Below are 17,757 nucleotides of genomic sequence, written 5' to 3'. Positions count from 1 at the left end.
TGCTACGTGGCGGCGCCGACGATGCCACCCTGATCGCCGCGCTGCGCGACGCCATCGAGCTCAAACCCGAGCGCCATACCTTTGTCGAGCAACCGGAAAAAATCGTCCGCTTCATGTCCCTCACCGGCGGTTGATCCTTGCTTTGAAATAGCAAGCCTTATCGCAATATCACCTGCTGCGATGGCACTCGGCAAAGCCGAGCGCTTAACGTCATGTAAGCTCGACCACCGGATCCTCTGATTTAGCCCAACTCCCCCCGCCCTCGCCGCCGCGAGGGAGCCTCGCTGCGCTCGTAGGTTCACGGAACTAGCCTCCCAACAGCAAGCTGCTTCAGGTCCAATTGCTCTCGGCGCTCCTCACCCCCCTGTACCTGTCACTGCCAAGCCCCTTTCAACTTAAGAACAAAAATAATAACGATTCTTATTTTCAAATAAAATTTACAACTCTAGAATGTCGCCCTTGTGTCTGCGCTGCGCCTCTACCGCACCAGCCGCACTTCAAATCAGAACCCGATCAAGCTGCTCCGACTTGTACGCTGTGCGCCCTCCCCTGGCTGCCGCCGGCCCATGTCGTGGCGGTAAACCGGTCATACAATTGGGAGTACCCGCTTATGCAACACGCCCCCCGTTTCCGCCCGCTGGCGATCGCCATCCCCCTGATCCTGGCCGGCTTGCCGGCACTGGCCGAACAGACCAGCACCGACCCCATTCTGGTCACCGGTGCCCGCACCCCGACCCGTATCAGCGATCTGCCGCGCAGTGCCTGGATCGTCAGCGGTGAAGAGATCGCCGAGCAGGTCCGTGGTGGCGTACCGCTCAAGGAGCTGCTGGGCCAGCTGGTGCCCAGCCTGGACATCGGCCCGCAGGGCCGTACCAACTACGGCCAGAACCTGCGCGGCCGCAGCGTGCTGGTGATGATCGACGGCGTCTCGCTCAACAGCTCGCGCGGTGTCAGCCGGCAGTTCGATTCCATCGACCCCTACAATATCGAGCGCATCGAAGTCCTCTCCGGCGCCAGCTCGGTCTACGGTGGCGGTGCCACCGGTGGCGTGGTCAACATTGTCACCAAGCGCGGTGAGGTTGGCCTCAAGTTCAATACCGAGTTAGGTCTGCGTAGCGGTTTTGAAACCGGTGAAGACCACGACTGGCGCGTGGCGCAATCCATCAGCGGTGGTAGCGACAGCATCGCCGGCCGCCTGGGCGTGGCCAACCAGAAGAACGGCGCCGCCTTCGACGCAGCCGGCAAGCAGGTCACGCCGGACATCACCCAGACCGACCTGCAGTACAACCGCTCGGTCGATGTGCTGGGCAGCCTGGACTTCAAGCTCCCCGCAGGCCAGAGCCTCAAGCTCACCGCCCAGTACTACGACTCGGGCTACGACGGCAGCAAGGCGCTCTACCTGGGCCCCAACCTCGCCGGCGCCCTGGGCGGCAAGCCGCAGCTCTTGGAAGTGCGTGACGGTTTCGAGTCGGACATCACCCCGACCACCAAGCGCTCCATGCTGATGTTCGACTACCACCTGCCGCAGGTACTGGGTGGCCAGGACCTCTATCTGCAAGGCTCGGCTCGCACCGAGAAGCTGGACTTCTACCCCTTCCCCGGCACCTACAACGTCAGCGGCGTGGGCACCGTGCCCTACTACAGCACCTCGCGCCAGAACACCGACGCCCAGGCCCTCAAGGCCGTGCTGTTCAAGCGCTTTGGCGACGTGAAGCTGAGCTACGGCCTGGACCTGGACCATGAAAAGTTCGACGCCAGCCAGGTGCTGTTCAACGCCGCACAGGGCTTCGCCAGCGGCGGCCTCAAGCTGGCTCGCTTCGCCGAGGTGGGCCGCTACCCCGGCTTTGAGGTGGATGGCCGCTCGCTGTTCGCCCAGGCCGACTGGAAGCTGGACGAGCAATGGAGCCTGAGCGCCGGCCTGCGCCACCAGAAGATGGACGTGTCGGTCGACGACTTCGTCGCCTCGCAGCAGCAGGTACTGATCGCCAGCGGCGTAGGCAAGTCCGCCGCCGCCATCGCCGGTGGCGACAACAGCTACTCGGTCACCCTGCCCAATGCCGGCGTGATCTTCCGCCTCAATGGCAACAACCAGGGTTGGCTGAATTATTCGGAAGGCTTCGATCTGCCCGACCCGGCCAAATACTACGGTCAGGGCCGCTATAGCCTGGTCGGCGGCAAGACCGGCGTCTGGAACCTGGTCAGCGGCGTCAGCGTAGCCGGTTCGCCCCTGGCCGGCATCAAGACCCGCCAGGTCGAGACCGGCTGGCGCAGCAAGGCGGGCGGTTTCAGCAGTCAGCTGGCGGCCTTCTACGCCTGGTCGGACAAGAACATCCAGTTCGTCTCGTCCACCCTGGCCATCAACGTGATCGACCAGGACACCCGCAACTACGGCCTGGAAGGCGAACTCGGCTACCGCTTCGACGACGCCTTCAAGCTGGGCGGCAACTTCCTGGTGATCCGCTCGCAAGAGAAGAAAAACGGCAACTGGCAGAAGCAGGCGGTCACCGCCGCCAGCCCCAACAAGCTCACCGCCTACGGCAGCTACCAGCGCGGCCCTCTCGGCCTGCGCCTGCAAGCGGTCAAGAGCTTTGGCTTGAGCGACCCGACCGGCGCCCGCCTTGACGGCTATACCACCGCCGACCTTCTGGGCAGCTACGCCCTGGCGCGCGGTACCGTGAACTTCGGCGTGCAGAATCTGTTCGACCGCCAGTACGCCACCATCTGGGGCCAGCGTGCCAAGGTCTTCTACGGTGCCTTGGTCTCACCGGCCACCGTGGACTTCCAGGGTCGCGGCCGGACCTACGCCTTGAGCTACAGCCTGGACTACTGATCGCGCCACCCGTGATCGGCAAGGTAAGCCCTAGCGCCTACCCAGGCAGCAGACAGACCCGGCCACGAGCCGGGTCTTTTTTTGTGCTGTTTCTACGCTACCAGCTCAGGCTGCGGCCCGAGAGCTCGGCATGGATGTCCGCCAGGATCTCGAAGGAACGCAGCCGCTTGGCATGCTCGTAGATATTGGCGGTCAAAATCAGCTCATCGGCCCCAGTCTGTTCGATCAGCTCCAGCAGACGCGCCTTGACGGTCTCTCGCGAGCCCACCGCCGAGCAGGCCAAAGCGCGGTTCACCCCCAGGCTCTCACCCGGCTGCCAGTAGGCCGCCATATCGGGGATGGGTGGCTGGATCTTGCCCGGCGTGCCCCGCCGCAGATTGGTGAACTGCTGCTGCAAGGAAGTAAACAGATAGCGCGCCTCCTCATCCGTATCAGCCGCCACCACACCGGCAGCCACCATCGCATAGGGCCGGTCGAGCTGCTTGGACGGGCGAAACTGCTCGCGGTAGATCTGCAGCGCCTGCATCAGGTAGTCCGGCGCAAAGTGCGAGGCAAAGGCAAAGGGCAAGCCCATGGCCGCCGCCAGCTGGGCGCTGAAGAGGCTGGAACCCAAGAGCCAGATCGGTATTTCCAGACCACCACCGGGCACCGCCTGGATGGCCTGACCCGGCCTTACCGGTGCCAGCAAGGCCTGCAGCTCCTGCACGTCCAGCGGGAAGCGATCGGCGCTGTCCAGCATATCGCGCCGCAATGCACGAGCGGTGCCCATATCGGTCCCCGGCGCGCGCCCCAGGCCCAGGTCGATACGGCCAGGGTGCAAGGACTCCAGCGTACCGAACTGCTCGGCGATCACCAGCGGCGCATGGTTGGGCAGCATGATCCCGCCCGAGCCGACACGGATGCTGCGCGTGCCGGCCGCGACATGGGCCAGCACCACCGCGGTGGCGGCGCTGGCAATGCCGACCATATTGTGGTGCTCGGCCAACCAGTAGCGATGGAAGCCCCAGCGCTCGGCGTGCTGGGCCAGGTCCAAGGTATTGCGCAGTGCGTCTGCTGGCGTAGCGCCGACGACGACCGGGGAGAGATCAAGGACGGAAAAGGGGATCAAGGCGGTTACCTCTGGGTACAAGGAATATATCTATAACAAGCGTTATAAATATAACAATCTTGCAAAGCCGCCAGCTCGTCAAGGAAAATATACCAATCGTTATAAAAATGGATGTGCCATGACCAAGCGCGGCCGGCCCGCCAGCTTCGACCGTGACGAGGCCCTGCAGCAAGCCATGCAGGTGTTCTGGGAATACGGTTACGAAGGCGCCAGCATGACCCAGCTCAGGGAAGCCATGGGTGGCCTGTGCGCGCCCAGCCTCTATGCGGCGTTTGGCTCCAAGGAAGCGCTGTTCCGCGAGGCGGTGGCCCGCTATCGCTCGGAAGAAAGTCCGCTCTGGCTCGATTCACTGCAGCAGCCCACCGCTCGCGCCGCCATCGAGACCATGCTGCGCAACGCCGCCATCTGCTATAGCACGCCGGGCAAGCCGCGCGGCTGCTTGATCGATCTGGGCGGTCGCCGGGGCACGGCCGACAGCGAAAGCGTACAGGCCTATCTGCGCGAGTGCCGGCTCGATTCTGCCGAGCGCATACGGCAACGGCTCCTGCGCGGCATGGCCGAGGGCGACCTGCCTGCCACAGCGCCCGTGGAGGCGCTGACCACCTTCTACGCCACGGTGTTGCAAGGCCTGTCGGTACAGGCCTGCGACGGCGCCACGCGCGAGGCCATGCTGGCCGTTGTGGACTGCGCCATGGGCGCCTGGCAGGGCATGGTGCCGGCAGACACCTGACGGCGCCCGCCCACGCCATTGATCAGGGCAAGCTCAACGGCCTGGGTAGCGCTGCGCCGGCGGTAGTTCGCCATACATGGCCTGCTTCAACTCCACCCGATTGATGGTCGCTATACGGTCCTCGATCCAGGCCCGTTCATGGTTGAGGTCCTCGACCTCCGCAACCCGCTGCTCGTCGTCTGATTCGTTACGCTGGTTCTCCGCCTCAACGCGATAACGCGCAAGCTGACTATCGATCGCATATTTACGATTCTGCAGGGTCTGCAACTCATGCAGTTTCTTCTGTGCCTGCCCCATGTTCTGGTCCCGCTGCTGGCTATCGCTGCTGTTGATAGCAGGCGCAGCCTCAGTCATCGCTACGGGCGCAGAAACAACCGGCTTACCGGCTACCGGACGGTTCGCCCACCAGATAATGCCCCCCAGCGGCAGCACCAGGGCGGCCAGCAAGCCCAGCCAGCGCAAGCCCTTGCCGGGGTCGGCAGCCGGCGTACGCGCCGGACCGGCAGGCTTGAGCGTGGCGTTATACGCTGCCCGGCGCTGAGGGTCGCACAGTACGGTCTGGATTTCCCGCAACTCAGCCAAGCGCTCGGGACTGGCACCAGAGGACTGGTACAGCCGCAGCATCTGCCGGCAGGCAGTCTCGATCTGCGAAGGTGTGGCTTCCGGGCCAAGGCCCAGCAGGGTGTAATAGGAATCGTGCGGCATAATTAAGTAGATAAGAAGCGATAGTAAGGGCGTGGCGATTATGGCATCGCCATTACGCGCCACGCACGCAACGTCTCCAGCAGGCATGAAAAAGCCGCAGCGTGATGCTGCGGCTTTTTCATGGGGGCTTCTACAGCTACCAGTAGCGGCGGCGATACTGCTTGCGCTCTTCCCTGTCGGTAGTGCGCTTGTACTGCCAGCCATCGTGGGCCATGCCCAGCGCAGCCAACACGGCCATGGCCTGGACTATGCCTTCCAGCCAGTCGGCATAACCGAGCTGCCAGGCAATGCCGATCAAAGCCAGACCTGCACAAAATACTGCCAGCGCCTTGCTGTGCCGCCACAGCCGATAGACGGCGTAAGCACCGACAAAAACCAGCAACACGGCCGAACCACCTTGCAGCAGCAACAGATTGGAGATAGAGGGCAAGGCAGCGGTAGGCATGATCTTCTACGGATCCCGGGACAACTAGGAGGCCGGATTCTAAATGAAGTTCCCTCTATCTGAGTACATTGCGATACACGCAAAAAGTCATATATTGATCTACGCCACAGCGCATCTCTCTTCCACTGGCAACCCGCGGACCGCCCTTGCATCTGCACAATCAGCGCTATAACTATCTTTGTCACCAGTCTGTGCTCTACACGCAGTTGCAGGTGGGTTCCAAATGGCGCGTAACAGATCCGGTCGACGCCTAAAACGCTTAGCGGCCCCTTAGTCCGTTTTGAGGAGGCCGCATACCTTTGCTCATCGATTCGCATCACTCTGTCATGACGAGGTGGGGGATATGTTCAATGCACATCTGAAGCAGGAGTTGGCAGCACTACGCGAGGAAATGTCCTCGGTCGAACAAGTCAGGAAAAGCCTCGATGACGAGATGCTGGCGGCCTATCTCAACCCGCAAGGCCGGTTCGAGACCATCAACACCACCTTCCAGAAGGAAATGCAGTATCGCCCGGACGAACTGACGGGGCGCGCCATTATCGAGCTGGTGCCGCCCAATCTACGAGATACCGATTTCCACACCAAGCTGCGTGAAGCCATCGTCCGCGGCGAGCACCTGAGCGGAGCGCTGCGCCTCTTGCGCGGCAATGGCAAGGAGGCCTGGTTGCGAGTCATCCTGCAGCCAGTGCGCAATAGTGCCGGGGTGTTACAGCACTTCTCGCTCTACGCCAATGACCTCACCCGTACCATCGAAGCCTCCTGCGAGCACGAGAACATCATCCGGGCCCTGCAACGCTCCACCGCCGTGATCGAATTCAACCTCGATGGCGAGATCCTGACCGCCAATGACCGCTTTCTGCAGTCCATGGGCTACCGGCTGGAGCAGATACAGGGCAAGCACCACCGTACATTCTGCGAACCCGAAGAGTACAACGCTCCCCAGTACCAGGCCTTCTGGGACAAGCTGCGCCGTGGCGAATTTGTCGCCGACCGCTTCAAACGGGTGGATGCCCATGGCAACGTGGTCTGGCTGGAAGCCTCCTACAACCCCATCATCGATGCCCAGGGCAAACTCTACAAAGTGGTGAAATTCGCCACCGTGATCACCGACCAGGTGAACCGGGAGCTGGCCATTGCCGACGCTGCCGATATTGCCTACAGCACCTCGCAACAAACCGACAACAGCGCCCAGCGTGGAGCCGGCGTAGTCAAGCAGACGGTGAATGTGATGCGCGACCTGGCGCACCACATGCAGGAAGCCGCCGAACGCATCGAGGCGCTGGACAAGCAGTCGCAGGTGATCGGCTCCATCATCAATAGCATCAGCAGTATTGCCGACCAGACCAATCTATTGGCGCTCAATGCCGCCATCGAAGCCGCCCGGGCCGGCGAGCATGGCCGCGGCTTTGCCGTGGTGGCAGATGAGGTGCGTCAACTCGCCTCACGCACCACGGCCGCCACGCAGGAGATCATCGGCGTGGTGCAGCAAAACCAGAAGCTGGCCGGTCAAGCGGTCTCGGTCATCGATTCGGGCAAGCAGCAGGCCGAGCACGGCCTGCAACTGGCCGGCGAAGCAGGTAACGTGATTATCGAGATCCAGGATGGTGCACAACGCGTGGTCAACGCGGTTGGCCAGTTCTCCACCCAACTCAGCGGCTAGCCAGCCTTGAAGACGCCACCTCGCACCTTGCGGGGTGGCGCAAAATGGCTCAAGCGGCGGCTGCGACCATGTCGAATTCCAGCACGACAGCGCCTTCCACCAGCCGTAAGCCGAGCTGCTCGCTCAGTGCCTGCCACTCGCGGTCATCCAGATCATGGGCGGGAACGGAAAAATCAAACTCCCGGCCGCGCTCGGTATAGCTGACCAGGAAACAATCGTCGGCGAATAACTTGAGTTCGACCACCGAGATACGGTAGCCGGGATTACAACGGGTGGCCTCGAAGACTTGGCCTTCTTGCGGGATCAGCATGCAATCGTCCTCCTGTATCTTGAACGTAACCGGCCGCCTCTCTGACGTAGGCTGATACACCAGTCCGGACCCGCCCCGGCGATGCGGGGCATGAAGGATAAAGATAGCGCGCCAGGCCGGGACAAAACAAGCCAACAACCGACCGGCCGTCGCCATCTTGGCAATCAACTCGCCCAAAGGCAAACCGCTTCCACCCAGAGGCAAACGCCGTTCCCGTCCCCCTCAGCGAACAAAAAAAAGCCACCCGCTAAGGGTGGCCTAGCCGGTACAACCATCACGCCAGGGCGTGCCGGTTGCCACCTGAGGGCAATACAAAAATGTCGGCAAACATGGAGAGTGCTACGGGCGTTGACGACGAAGCCAGTATGCCCCGCCTTCTCCCACCCTGATTTGACCAGGCGCAAGCCCGGTGCTCAGGGAGCGCCTTACCGATGCGTAAGAGAATGAATTGGGCGGGGCAGGAACTCATCAAGGCAAGGGCCTGCTACCTCAGCTCGCACCGAACGTGAGCGCACGGGTTACCGGGCGCCCACGCTGCGCTCAGACTATATATGCACCGCACGCCAAGCCATCAGGCCCTCACCGCCACGACACCGGTGTCCCCCGCCAACTGGCAGGGAACAGCCGCTGCAGGTTGGCCACCTTGGGTAGGTCGTTGTAGACAATGTAAAGATCGCGAGGATGCTGCACGAGGTAGTCCTGGTGATAGTCCTCGGCCGGATAGAAGCCGCCGGCCGGACTCAGCTGGGTGACGATCTGCCGAGCGTAGGCATGCGCCTGACCTAGCTGGGTGATATAGGCCTGCGCCACCGACTTCTGCGCCTCGCTACCGTAGAAGATCACCGAGCGGTACTGCGTCCCGCTGTCCGGCCCCTGGCGGTTGAGCTGGGTCGGGTCGTGCGCTACCGAGAAGAAGATGCGCAGAAGCTCGCCGTAGCTCACCACGGCCGGGTCATAGGTAATCTGGACCGATTCGGCATGGCCGGTGGTCCCGGTGGCGACCAGCTCATACTGCGCCGTAGCCTTGTTGCCGCCGGCATAGCCGGATACCACCTTCTGCACCCCGCGCACATGCTCGAACACGCCCTGCACACCCCAGAAACAGCCGCCGCCGAACACGGCAGTCTGCAGCGCACCCGCCGCCTTGGGCTGATCGAACTTGGGTGGGTCTATCACCACCGGCGCCTCGGCCGCGTAGGAGAACGACTCGGCCAGACCACCGACCACAATGGCCACCAGCGCAGCCAAGAGGGGGCTGCTCCAACGATGTTTCATGACTTGCATGGCAAGACTCCTTCCAAAGGTGAAGCGATGGCAATCAGGCGCGTGCCACAAAACGCAAGGCGGCAGAATTCATGCAGTAGCGCAGGCCGGTAGGCCTTGGGCCGTCGTCGAACACATGCCCCAGGTGGGCATCGCAACGCGCGCAGGAGACGGCATCGCGCTGCATGCCCAGGCTGTTGTCGCGGCTGACCCGCACATTGCGGCTGGATATCGCCTGCCAGAAGCTGGGCCAGCCGGTACCGGACTCGAACTTGGTACGTGCATCAAAAAGCGCGGTATCGCAGCACACGCAGCGGTACAGGCCGTCCGCGTGGTTGTTCCACAGCTTGCCGGTGTAGGGGTACTCGGTCCCGGCCCGGCGCGTCACCTGGTAGACGCTGGCCGGCAGTTGCTGCTGCCAGGCGGAATCGCTCTTCACCACCTTGGGCTGCCTTACCAGACCCAGCGACTTGCCGGCTGGCGAGAACTGCTCGATCTCCACCTCCGCAACCGCCGGGCCGGCCACCGCGGCCGTGTTGGCAAGGCCTGTCGCCCAGGCCCGGACCATGGCGGTGTTGGCGACCAGTGCACCCAGCCCCAACCGCAGAAAGGTGCGGCGACCTGCTTGCATATCGTCATTCATGGCGTGGCTCCTCAACCAAAGGTGAAGGCGTAGGCTTCGGCACCAGCGTCGAGGAACTCGATACTGAAGGTATGGGCGCTCACCTCGCCCGACTGCCGGACCAATTGGTACAAACGCTGCTCGCTGACCTTGCCGTAACCATCGGCGTCGACATCCGCGCCGTGGTCAGCCTTGGGTGGAGCACCATCGATCAGCACCCGAAAGCGCACCGGGTGACCAGCCTGGCCAGGCCCCAGCACCAGGTGCAGATCACGCGCCTGGAAGCGGTACTGGATACCGCCGTGTGCCTGCGCCAGCACCGCGCGCTCGGCGCCTACCTGCCATTGGCCCGTCAGGCCCCACTGGTTGAGCCCCAGCTGCTTGGGCAGCGTGTAGCCAGTGGCTGCATCCGGCTTGAAGCCCTCAGGCGAACTGAACTGCTCGGCCCGCTCGTAGCCCACATAGGTCTCGGGTGACTGTACCTGCGCCTCGTTGGCGGCAGCCTGCACGCCGCTGGCCTTGGGGGCATCGCCGGTCAAGGGCGGCAGGTCCTTGGCGCCGGCCTCGATCAGCAGCTGCCGCAGGGTCTGCTCCGAGCCCAGATAGTCGCCCTCGCCAAAGTGGTGGCCGCGGATATGCCCGGCGGCATCGACAAAGTAGTGCGCCGGCCAGTACTGGTTGTTGAAGCCACGCCAGATCGCGTAGTCGTTATCCAGTGCCACCGGGTAGGCAATGCCCTGCTCGGCCACCGCCTTGCGCACATTGCCCGGGTTCTTCTCAAAGGCGAACTCCGGCGCATGCACACCCAGCACCACCAGGCCATGGTCCTTGTACTTCTGGTACCAGCCGTTCACATAGGGCAAGGAGCGCAGGCAGTTGATACAGGAATAGGTCCAGAAATCGACCAGCACCACCTTGCCGCGCAGGCCTTCGGTCGTCAGCGGTGGCGTATTGAGCCAGCCCGTGGCGCCGGCCAGCGAGGGCAGCTCGCCCTCCACCGGCAGGCTGGCGCTGCCAGCCTTGCGCATCATCATGCTGTTGCTGGCCATCATGGCCCCGCCCACGGCCGGGCCGGCGGCAGCTTGCTGGCTGCCAAAACGGTCCAGCAAGGACTGCTCCAGCCGGTTGGTGCCGGCGAGCGAGAGATTGGTCAGCACACTGCTGTCCCAACCCAGACCAATGACCGCAACCGCCACCAAGACCAGTACCCCCAGACCGCGCCGCACCCACTCACCCGCGCCCAAGCCGCGCTTGAGCAAGGTGAATACCCGGCCGCCTGCCAAGAGGGCAATCGCCAAGGAGGTGGCAGCACCGGCCGCGTAGACCAGCAATAGAAAGGCTGTCTGGGCATTGGGGCCGGAGAGTGCCGCACCAGTCAGTATCAAGCCCAGGATAGGACCAGCGCAGGGAGCCCAGAGCAGGCCCGTGGCCACCCCCAGGAGTAGCGAGCGGCCCACGCCCCCCTCCTCGCCCGATGCTGCCTCCGCCCCCATCAGCCGGTTGCCCAGCGCCAGGAAGGGCCGCGCCATGGCATCGGCCAGGCGGCGCGACAACAAGGTCAGGGCGAACAGCGCCAGGGTCAGCAGGGCCAGACCGCGGCCGAACTGGTTCAGTTGTACCGCCCAGGCGCCACCCACGGCAGCCAGGGTAGCGATGCCGGCAAAGGTCAACGCCATGCCGGCCAACATGGGCAGGCCGTTGCGCAGGAAAGGCCGGTCGGCCCGGGTAAACACAAAGGGCAGCACCGGCAGCACACAGGGGCTGAGTATGGTCAACGCCCCGCCCAGAAACACCAATGGTGCAATCATGTCGCGCACCTCCACGTAGCATTAGTCGTGGCGCCCTGCCCTTGCTGACACCGAAAGGCAGCAGTGGCACGGCGCATGGCCTTCGACCGGTGGCACCAACACGAGGGGGCGCTACCGTGACGAATTGCCGGCTAACGTAACAAGGTGGGAATTGCGCTCGAATGACTGGTCCATGACAAAAATGTCATAAACCCGGTGGCCCGGTGGCCCACTAGGGGGCTGGAGAGATGCCTGAGCCACCCGCCCGGCAGGACTGCCGGGCGAGGGAAAGGGCCGCCAGAAGCGTTCAGCGGCCCGGCTTCTCAATAAACGATACGGAAGGCGCGGATCAACGGGACATTGGAGCCTGGCCCAAACCAGGTATTGAAGATACGCGCGGCCTCGCCGGTGGCCTCGGCATCCACCAGCGCCTCGTTCACCGCCTTCTGCAGCTTCTTCTCGCCCTTGCGCATGCCCACGGCCAGCGCCTCAGAGGCAATGGCGATGTCCGCCACCTCATAGTCCTGCTTACCCGGCATCTTGGCCAGGTTGCCCAACATGGTCGCCTCGGGGCCGGAAGCACCGTCACACTTGCCCTCGGCCAGCCCCTTCAGGGTGTCGTCATAGTCGTCCATATTGATCACCTGCACCGAGGACGATACCCCCTGCAACAGCTTGGCATTGGTGGTGCCCTTGGGCACGCAGACGCGCATATTGTCGAGCTGGGTCAGGTTACGGAACTTGCCCTTTTTGGCCAGCATCTTCTGGGTGGAGATGAAATAGCCCAGGCTGAAGTCGACCTCCTTCTCGCGCTCGCTGGTCTTGGCGAGCGAGGCAAACACCAGGTCTACCCGACCATCCTTGATCGCCGGCAGCCGCTCGGCCGGCTCCAGGGTCTTGAAGACTGGCTTGACCCCGAGCTTCTTGGCTACGTAATTGGCGAACTCGATGTCGTAGCCAAAGACCACGCCACGCTTCTTGTCAAAGAAGCCAAAGGGCGGCGAATTTTCGCGCACGCCAATGACCACTTCACCCTTGGCCTTGATTTTGTCCAGATCATCCGCGGCGGCGGGCAGGGCCGCCAACAGGGCGAGGCCGAGCAATAGTTTGTTACGCATGGGGAGCATCCTTATCTTTGGTTTTATGCGGGGGGCGATGATATCAGCGCCATCCAGCCGTCATATATCAACGTCCCGGATGACTGTAATGTAGTCCAAGCCATGCTGCATGCATGTGAAGGCCTACCTACCTACCCATGCTGCAGGCAAGAAAAAACCCGCGTAGCGGCCTACGCGGGTTTGCAGGGTGGAGTAGCCGGCGTCCAGGAAGCCGGCCATAGAGAGACTCAGCTCTCGTTGTGCGCCACCCGGATGCGACGGCGGGTACCGGCCGCCACATCGTAGATATTGAAGTCATTCATGGTCCGGCCGTAGAGGTGCAGGCTGACCGCGCGGGGCCGGTCCTCGGGCACGCCGGTAATATGGATATGGTCCGGGTTGGGCACAAAGCTCGTCACCGCACCGTGCCGCAGCAAGATGGTGCCACCACGGGCCAGCTCGATATCCTCATCCACGCCACGGTCGGGCGACAGGCGCACATAGCTGCGCTCCTCCAGCACCCCTTCCACCACGCCGACCACGCCCCAGCTGCCATGGTCGTGCACCGGCGTCCACTGGCCAGGCAGCCAGACTATCGAGTAGAGCGAGAGGCTCTGGTCTGGCGCGCTGTAGATCAGGTTGCGGCTATAGGTCTCCGGGCTGCTGCGGTAATGCTGCGGCTCCAGAAAGCTGCTGGCCTGGTCGATCAGGTCCAGCATCAATGGCGCCAGGGCCAGCACGCAGTCAGCCGGGTCGGGCTGCTGGCAGCTGCGGCTGTTGGCTTGGTCGATAAAACGCTGCAGAGCTTCAGAAGTCATGACGATAGTGGCCTTGCCGGCTCGAGGTTGACCTGCTGCGCGGCTGCGCACAGGTAGGGGTGCATACAGTATTGATAGGCCATGCCTAAGCGCAACAGGGGCAGTTCATCTTGTTTTGCACCGTGCTGTCAGGTCAGGTTCACCATGCCAGTACGCGGCCAGGGCCAGCCCGGCGGCCTGGCTTGGCGGCGGCCCGTCCATGCTTGCAGAGGGTGCGACCACCAGACCAGCCGCCTATACTCCCTACGCAGCGGCCCTCGCCCGGCAGGTACCCTGTGCGGGCCCATCGCCATCAACGCAGAAAAACAAAGCAAGCTGCAGACCGCCACTTTTCCGGACAGCTGCGGTCCAAACCACCGTGGCGCATATCCGCCAAGCAATTGCAGGTATCAACCAACATTGGAGAAAATCATGGCCTTGCGCATCAACGACCCGGTCCCCAACTTCACCGCCGAGACCGACCAGGGCAGCATCAATTTCCATGACTGGATCGGCTCGGGCTGGGCCATTTTGTTCTCCCATCCCAAAGACTTCACCCCGGTCTGCACCACCGAATTCGGCGCCGTGGCCCAACTGGCCCGCGAGTGGGCCAAGCGCGGCACCAAGGTGATCGGCGTCTCGGTAGACGGCGCGGATGCCCACAAGAAGTGGAAGGGCGATATCGAACGCTTCGCGGGCGCCCAGGCAGGTTTCCCCATCATTGCCGACGAAGGCCTGGCCGTCTCCAAGGCCTTCGACATGCTGCCGGCCGAGGCCTACCTGCCGGATGGCCGTACCGCCAACGACACCGCCACCGTGCGCTCGGTGTTCATCATCGGCCCGGACAAGAAGCTCAAGCTCTCCATGACCTACCCCATGTCGGTCGGCCGCAACTTCGCCGAAGTGCTGCGCGCACTGGACGCCCTACAACTGACCTACAACGTGCCGCTGGCCACCCCGGCCAACTGGACCGAGGGCCAGGACGTGATCGTCGCGCTCTCGCTCAACGACGACCAAGCCCGCGAGAAGTTCGGCAACATCGACATCAAGCTGCCCTATCTGCGTACCACCAAGGCCCCCAGGTAAGCACCAGACAGCAGGTTCTCCGCCCAAAGCCGCATCGTTCGCGATGCGGCTTTTTTATTGCCAGCGCCAGCACCTCCCGCTCGTCGATGTAGGTCAACATTTCTTACTACATTCTTACTCCTGCCTTGCATTTGCCTTACGGCACTTCTAGGCTGGTCCCACTGGTCTGAAAGTGGACATGGGCAAGCACGCCCTGCCCGCGCGGGCCAGGTAATGACCAATACAAAGGAGGCAACATGCACCATCTACAGAGGCTCATTGCGCGCTGCGTATATGCCATTGTCATTATATTCGCCGCTACTCATGCAATGGCGGCGGACTACACGCAAGGCGTGGCCGAATCCGGCAACACCGCCACCATCTGGTTCAAATCCAACGTTAATACCACTTGGGTGGACGTGCACTACTCCCTCAATGGCGGAGGGCAGCAGAACGTCCGCATGACCTACTCCAGCGCCAATGCCCGCTACGAGCAGCCGGTCAGTGGCGTCAGCGCCGGCAATACTCTCAGCTACTTCTTCACCTACAACAACGGCAACCCGGCCTACGACACACCCAGCACCAGCTATACCATCGGCAGCGGCTCGGGTGGCGGAGGCGGCGGGGGGACCGGTGGCACGGTGGACCTGGGCCCGAACGTGAAGGTATTCGATCCCACCATGTCGTCCTCCACCATCCAGGCTGCGGTCGATGCGGCCTTCAATGCCCAGCTGCGCAGCCCCACCGCCCAGTTCGGCTCGCAGCGCTATGTCTTCCTGTTCAAGCCCGGCCAGTACAGCGTCTGGGTGAACGCCGGCTTCTACACCACCGTGGCCGGCCTGGGCCGCAACCCGGACGACGTACGCATCAGTGGCGCGGTGAACGCCGACAGCGGCTGGAACTACGGTGACGAGAACAACGCCACCCAGAACTTCTGGCGCTCGGTCGAGAACCTGGCCATCCTGCCCAATGGCGGCACCAACCGCTGGGCGGTATCGCAAGCCGCCCCCATGCGCCGCGTACACATCCTGGGCAGCCTCGTGATGAACCCATCCAATGGCGGTTGGTCCAGTGGCGGCTATATCGCCGACAGCAAGGTCGACGGCGTGGTCGCCACCGGCTCACAACAGCAGTGGTACACCCGCGACAGCAGCGTGGGCAACTGGTACGACGGCGTATGGAACACCGTTTTCTCCGGCGTGACCGGCGCACCGGCCCAGACCTTCCCCAGCCCACCCTACACCACCCTCGCCAGCACCCCGGTCTCGCGCGACAAACCCTATCTCTACCTCGATAGCGCGGGCAACTACGCGGTCTTCGTGCCTACCCACCGCAACAACGCCGTCGGTGCCAGCTGGGCCAATGGCAGCACGCCGGGCTACTCGCTACCCATCAGCCAGTTCTACATCGCCCACCCTGGCGATAGCGCCGCCGCCATCAACACCGCGCTGGCCAGCGGCAAGCACCTGCTGTTCACCCCGGGCGTCTACAACCTGGCCGATACCCTGCGCATCAACAACGCCAACACCGTCGTGCTGGGCCTTGGCTTCCCGGCCCTGATCCCCAACAACGGCGTCAACGCCATGACCGTGGGCAATGTGGATGGCGTGCGCATCGCCGGCCTGCTGTTCGATGCCGGCACGGTCAACAGCGCCGCCCTGCTCACCGTGGGCGTGCAAGGCGCCACCGGCAGCCATGCCGGCAACCCCATCAGCGTGCAGGATGTGTACTTCCGCATCGGCGGCGCCGTCGCCGGCAAGGCCACCACCAGCCTGATCGTGAACGCCAGCGATACCCTGCTCGACCACATCTGGGCCTGGCGCGCCGACCATGGCGCCTCCCCCACCGGCTGGAACGTCAACACGGCCGATACCGGCCTCATCGTGAACGGCAACAACGTGCTGGCCACCGGCCTCTTTGTGGAGCACTACCAGAAGTACGAAGTGATCTGGAACGGTGAGAACGGCAAGACCATCTTCTTCCAGAACGAGATGCCCTACGACGTACCCAACCAGGCCAGCTGGAGCAGCGGCCGTGGCAACGGCTGGGCGGCCTACAAGGTGGCAGATAACGTACGCAACCATGAGGGCTGGGGCCTGGGCAGCTATTGTTTCTTCAATATCGGCGGCCAGAGCACCAACCTCAACGCGGCTCGCGGCTTTGAGCTACCGGTGGCTGCCGGGGTGAAGCTGCACAATGTCTTTACCGTCTCGCTCGGCGGCAACGGCACCATCTCGCACGTGGTCAACGACACCGGCGCCATCACCAACAGCACCACCAACCCCAGCAATGTGCTCAACTTCCCCTGAGCCAGGCAGGGCCCGCCACCGCGGAGCTTGAGTACGCGGCGTGCCTGAGGCCCTGGTCTGCTGGAGCAGTAGCAGGTCGCGGCTCCCTATGGGAGCCGCGACCTACTTTTTATCCGAGCGGCTTATAGCTGCACGTCGGCAGCCTCAGGCGCATAGATCCGGTAACCCTTCTTGCCACTGCGCTTCACCTCGTACATGGCGCTGTCGGCATACTCCAGCAGTTGCGGAAGCGACGTACCATGCAAGGGGTAGAGGCTCACACCCACACTGGCCCCCAGCACATAGGCCTTGCCCTCCACCGTGATCGGGCTGGTCAAGGTATCGAGCAGCTTGCCGGCAATATCGTGCGCCTGCTCAGCCCGCTCCAGCTGGGTACAGAGCACCACGAATTCGTCGCCACCCACCCGGGCACAGATATCGGTGCTGCGTGTCGCCTGTCTCAAGCGCAGAGCCACCGTCTTCAACACCTCGTCGCCCACCTTGTGGCCAGCGCTGTCGTTGATCGGCTTGAAATTGTCGAGGTCGATATAGAACACCGCCAGCAACTGGTGCGGCCGGGTGGCTAAAGCCAGCACCTTGTCGAACAAGGTGGACACATAGCGCTGGTTGTTGAGCCCAGTCAGCGGGTCCTGGAAAGCCATGTCCAGCGCCTTGGATTCCGCCTCCAGCAGCCGCTGCTGAAAGCTGAGCAACAAGGCCGCCAGCAGCGAGAAATACTGCGTCAATACCAGCACCGTCCCCAGCATAAAGCCATAGTCAAACCAGGCCGGCTCACGGTCGATGATGAAGTACACCGTTGCCCAGTGCGCAACCAGGAGCAGACTGGTCAAGGCGGTGACGCGCATCAGGCCAGACTGCAACAGATGCTGGTTACGGTAGGCCAGCCAGGCCACATAGCACAGCATGGCGATATTGAACGCCGCCACGCCCAGGCCACGAGCCAGCGGCGCTACACCTGCCAGCCAGGAAACCAACACCCACACCTCAACGACGGCAGTCGCCCCCCAGAACCAAGGCAAGCGGACTGCC

General features: G+C 63.0%; 15 protein-coding genes and 1 pseudogene. 6 read left to right on the top strand and 10 right to left on the bottom strand.

The window, feature by feature from the left end; all coding sequences use genetic code 11:
• The first annotated feature begins 610 nt into the window (after positions 1-610).
• Positions 611-2,830 (top strand): TonB-dependent receptor, encoded by a 2,220-nt coding sequence (locus tag VIM95_RS08275; RefSeq protein ID WP_331984565.1) that lies wholly within the window; start codon positions 611-613, stop codon positions 2,828-2,830.
• 97 nt (positions 2,831-2,927) lie between these two features.
• Here the strand turns inward: VIM95_RS08275 and VIM95_RS08270 are convergent, their stop codons facing one another.
• A complete protein-coding gene (locus VIM95_RS08270) occupies positions 2,928-3,959 on the bottom strand; it encodes an LLM class flavin-dependent oxidoreductase (RefSeq protein ID WP_331984564.1) in 1,032 nt (343 codons plus the stop codon).
• Between the two features lie 97 nt (positions 3,960-4,056).
• Between VIM95_RS08270 and VIM95_RS08265 the strand changes: the two genes are divergently transcribed.
• Positions 4,057-4,668: a TetR/AcrR family transcriptional regulator gene (locus tag VIM95_RS08265; protein WP_331984563.1), complete on the top strand. Its 612-nt coding sequence runs from the start codon at positions 4,057-4,059 to the stop codon at positions 4,666-4,668.
• A 33-nt stretch (positions 4,669-4,701) separates the two neighbouring features.
• Here the strand turns inward: VIM95_RS08265 and VIM95_RS08260 are convergent, their stop codons facing one another.
• On the bottom strand, positions 4,702-5,373 hold the full coding sequence (locus VIM95_RS08260) for a hypothetical protein (protein WP_331984562.1): 672 nt from the start codon (positions 5,371-5,373) through the stop codon (positions 4,702-4,704).
• Positions 5,374-5,509: 136 nt separating this feature from the next.
• Complete coding sequence (locus VIM95_RS08255) at positions 5,510-5,818, bottom strand: hypothetical protein (protein WP_331984561.1); 309 nt, start codon at positions 5,816-5,818, stop codon at positions 5,510-5,512.
• Between the two features lie 343 nt (positions 5,819-6,161).
• On the opposite strand from VIM95_RS08255, the pseudogene VIM95_RS23380 reads away from it, so the two are divergent.
• Positions 6,162-6,932, top strand: a pseudogene (locus VIM95_RS23380) (PAS domain-containing protein); the annotation flags it as partial.
• Positions 6,918-7,478, top strand: a complete 561-nt coding sequence (locus VIM95_RS23375) for a methyl-accepting chemotaxis protein (protein WP_414648501.1) — start codon at positions 6,918-6,920, stop codon at positions 7,476-7,478. The pseudogene VIM95_RS23380 and the gene VIM95_RS23375, both read left to right, overlap by 15 nt.
• A gap of 49 nt (positions 7,479-7,527) precedes the next feature.
• Here VIM95_RS23375 and VIM95_RS08245 read toward each other — a convergent pair whose 3' ends face one another.
• From VIM95_RS08245 to VIM95_RS08220, 6 genes are all read right to left on the bottom strand, one after another.
• A complete protein-coding gene (locus tag VIM95_RS08245) occupies positions 7,528-7,788 on the bottom strand; it encodes a hypothetical protein (RefSeq protein WP_331984559.1) in 261 nt (86 codons plus the stop codon).
• Positions 7,789-8,367: 579 nt separating this feature from the next.
• Complete coding sequence (gene msrA / locus VIM95_RS08240; RefSeq protein WP_331984558.1) at positions 8,368-9,072, bottom strand: peptide-methionine (S)-S-oxide reductase MsrA; 705 nt, start codon at positions 9,070-9,072, stop codon at positions 8,368-8,370.
• Between the two features lie 34 nt (positions 9,073-9,106).
• The gene (msrB, locus tag VIM95_RS08235; RefSeq protein WP_414648500.1) at positions 9,107-9,694 is read right to left on the bottom strand and encodes a peptide-methionine (R)-S-oxide reductase MsrB; all 588 of its coding nucleotides are present in this window, start codon (positions 9,692-9,694) and stop codon (positions 9,107-9,109) included.
• 11 nt (positions 9,695-9,705) lie between these two features.
• Complete coding sequence (locus VIM95_RS08230) at positions 9,706-11,481, bottom strand: cytochrome c biogenesis protein DipZ (protein ID WP_331984557.1); 1,776 nt, start codon at positions 11,479-11,481, stop codon at positions 9,706-9,708.
• Between the two features lie 302 nt (positions 11,482-11,783).
• Positions 11,784-12,578, bottom strand: a complete 795-nt coding sequence (locus VIM95_RS08225) for a transporter substrate-binding domain-containing protein (RefSeq protein ID WP_331984556.1) — start codon at positions 12,576-12,578, stop codon at positions 11,784-11,786.
• A gap of 227 nt (positions 12,579-12,805) precedes the next feature.
• The gene (locus VIM95_RS08220; RefSeq protein ID WP_331984555.1) at positions 12,806-13,375 is read right to left on the bottom strand and encodes a hypothetical protein; all 570 of its coding nucleotides are present in this window, start codon (positions 13,373-13,375) and stop codon (positions 12,806-12,808) included.
• 411 nt (positions 13,376-13,786) lie between these two features.
• Between VIM95_RS08220 and VIM95_RS08215 the strand changes: the two genes are divergently transcribed.
• Both VIM95_RS08215 and VIM95_RS08210 read left to right on the top strand, forming a co-directional pair.
• The gene (locus VIM95_RS08215) at positions 13,787-14,440 is read left to right on the top strand and encodes a peroxiredoxin (protein WP_331984554.1); all 654 of its coding nucleotides are present in this window, start codon (positions 13,787-13,789) and stop codon (positions 14,438-14,440) included.
• Between the two features lie 308 nt (positions 14,441-14,748).
• Positions 14,749-16,728, top strand: a complete 1,980-nt coding sequence (locus VIM95_RS08210) for a coagulation factor 5/8 type domain-containing protein (protein WP_331984553.1) — start codon at positions 14,749-14,751, stop codon at positions 16,726-16,728.
• A gap of 122 nt (positions 16,729-16,850) precedes the next feature.
• Here the strand turns inward: VIM95_RS08210 and VIM95_RS08205 are convergent.
• The coding region (locus VIM95_RS08205; protein ID WP_331984552.1) for a GGDEF domain-containing protein at positions 16,851-17,757 on the bottom strand (907 nt) is incomplete at its 5' end.

The sequence above is a fragment of the Chitinimonas sp. genome, from assembly GCF_036568685.1.
Classification (GTDB): domain Bacteria; phylum Pseudomonadota; class Gammaproteobacteria; order Burkholderiales; family Chitinimonadaceae; genus Chitinimonas.
The sequence above is the reverse complement of the archived record's forward strand: the minus strand, read 5'-3'. Positions and strand labels throughout refer to the sequence as shown.

Bases quoted from the DNA above. Each gene is read 5' to 3' on its own strand.
- VIM95_RS08225 (WP_331984556.1), bottom strand. From the start codon at position 12,578: ATGCGTAACAAACTATTGCTCGGCCTCGCCCTGTTGGCGGCCCTGCCC.
- VIM95_RS08230 (WP_331984557.1), bottom strand. From the start codon at position 11,481: ATGATTGCACCATTGGTGTTTCTGGGCGGGGCGTTGACCATACTCAGC.
- VIM95_RS08210 (WP_331984553.1), top strand. From the start codon at position 14,749: ATGGCGGCGGACTACACGCAAGGCGTGGCCGAATCCGGCAACACCGCC.
- VIM95_RS08275 (WP_331984565.1), top strand. From the start codon at position 611: ATGCAACACGCCCCCCGTTTCCGCCCGCTGGCGATCGCCATCCCCCTG.
- VIM95_RS08265 (WP_331984563.1), top strand. From the start codon at position 4,057: ATGACCAAGCGCGGCCGGCCCGCCAGCTTCGACCGTGACGAGGCCCTG.
- VIM95_RS08220 (WP_331984555.1), bottom strand. From the start codon at position 13,375: ATGACTTCTGAAGCTCTGCAGCGTTTTATCGACCAAGCCAACAGCCGC.
- VIM95_RS08245 (WP_331984559.1), bottom strand. From the start codon at position 7,788: ATGCTGATCCCGCAAGAAGGCCAAGTCTTCGAGGCCACCCGTTGTAAT.
- msrA (WP_331984558.1), bottom strand. From the start codon at position 9,072: ATGCAAGTCATGAAACATCGTTGGAGCAGCCCCCTCTTGGCTGCGCTG.
- VIM95_RS08260 (WP_331984562.1), bottom strand. From the start codon at position 5,373: ATGCCGCACGATTCCTATTACACCCTGCTGGGCCTTGGCCCGGAAGCC.
- msrB (WP_414648500.1), bottom strand. From the start codon at position 9,694: ATGAATGACGATATGCAAGCAGGTCGCCGCACCTTTCTGCGGTTGGGG.
- VIM95_RS08215 (WP_331984554.1), top strand. From the start codon at position 13,787: ATGGCCTTGCGCATCAACGACCCGGTCCCCAACTTCACCGCCGAGACC.
- VIM95_RS08255 (WP_331984561.1), bottom strand. From the start codon at position 5,818: ATGCCTACCGCTGCCTTGCCCTCTATCTCCAATCTGTTGCTGCTGCAA.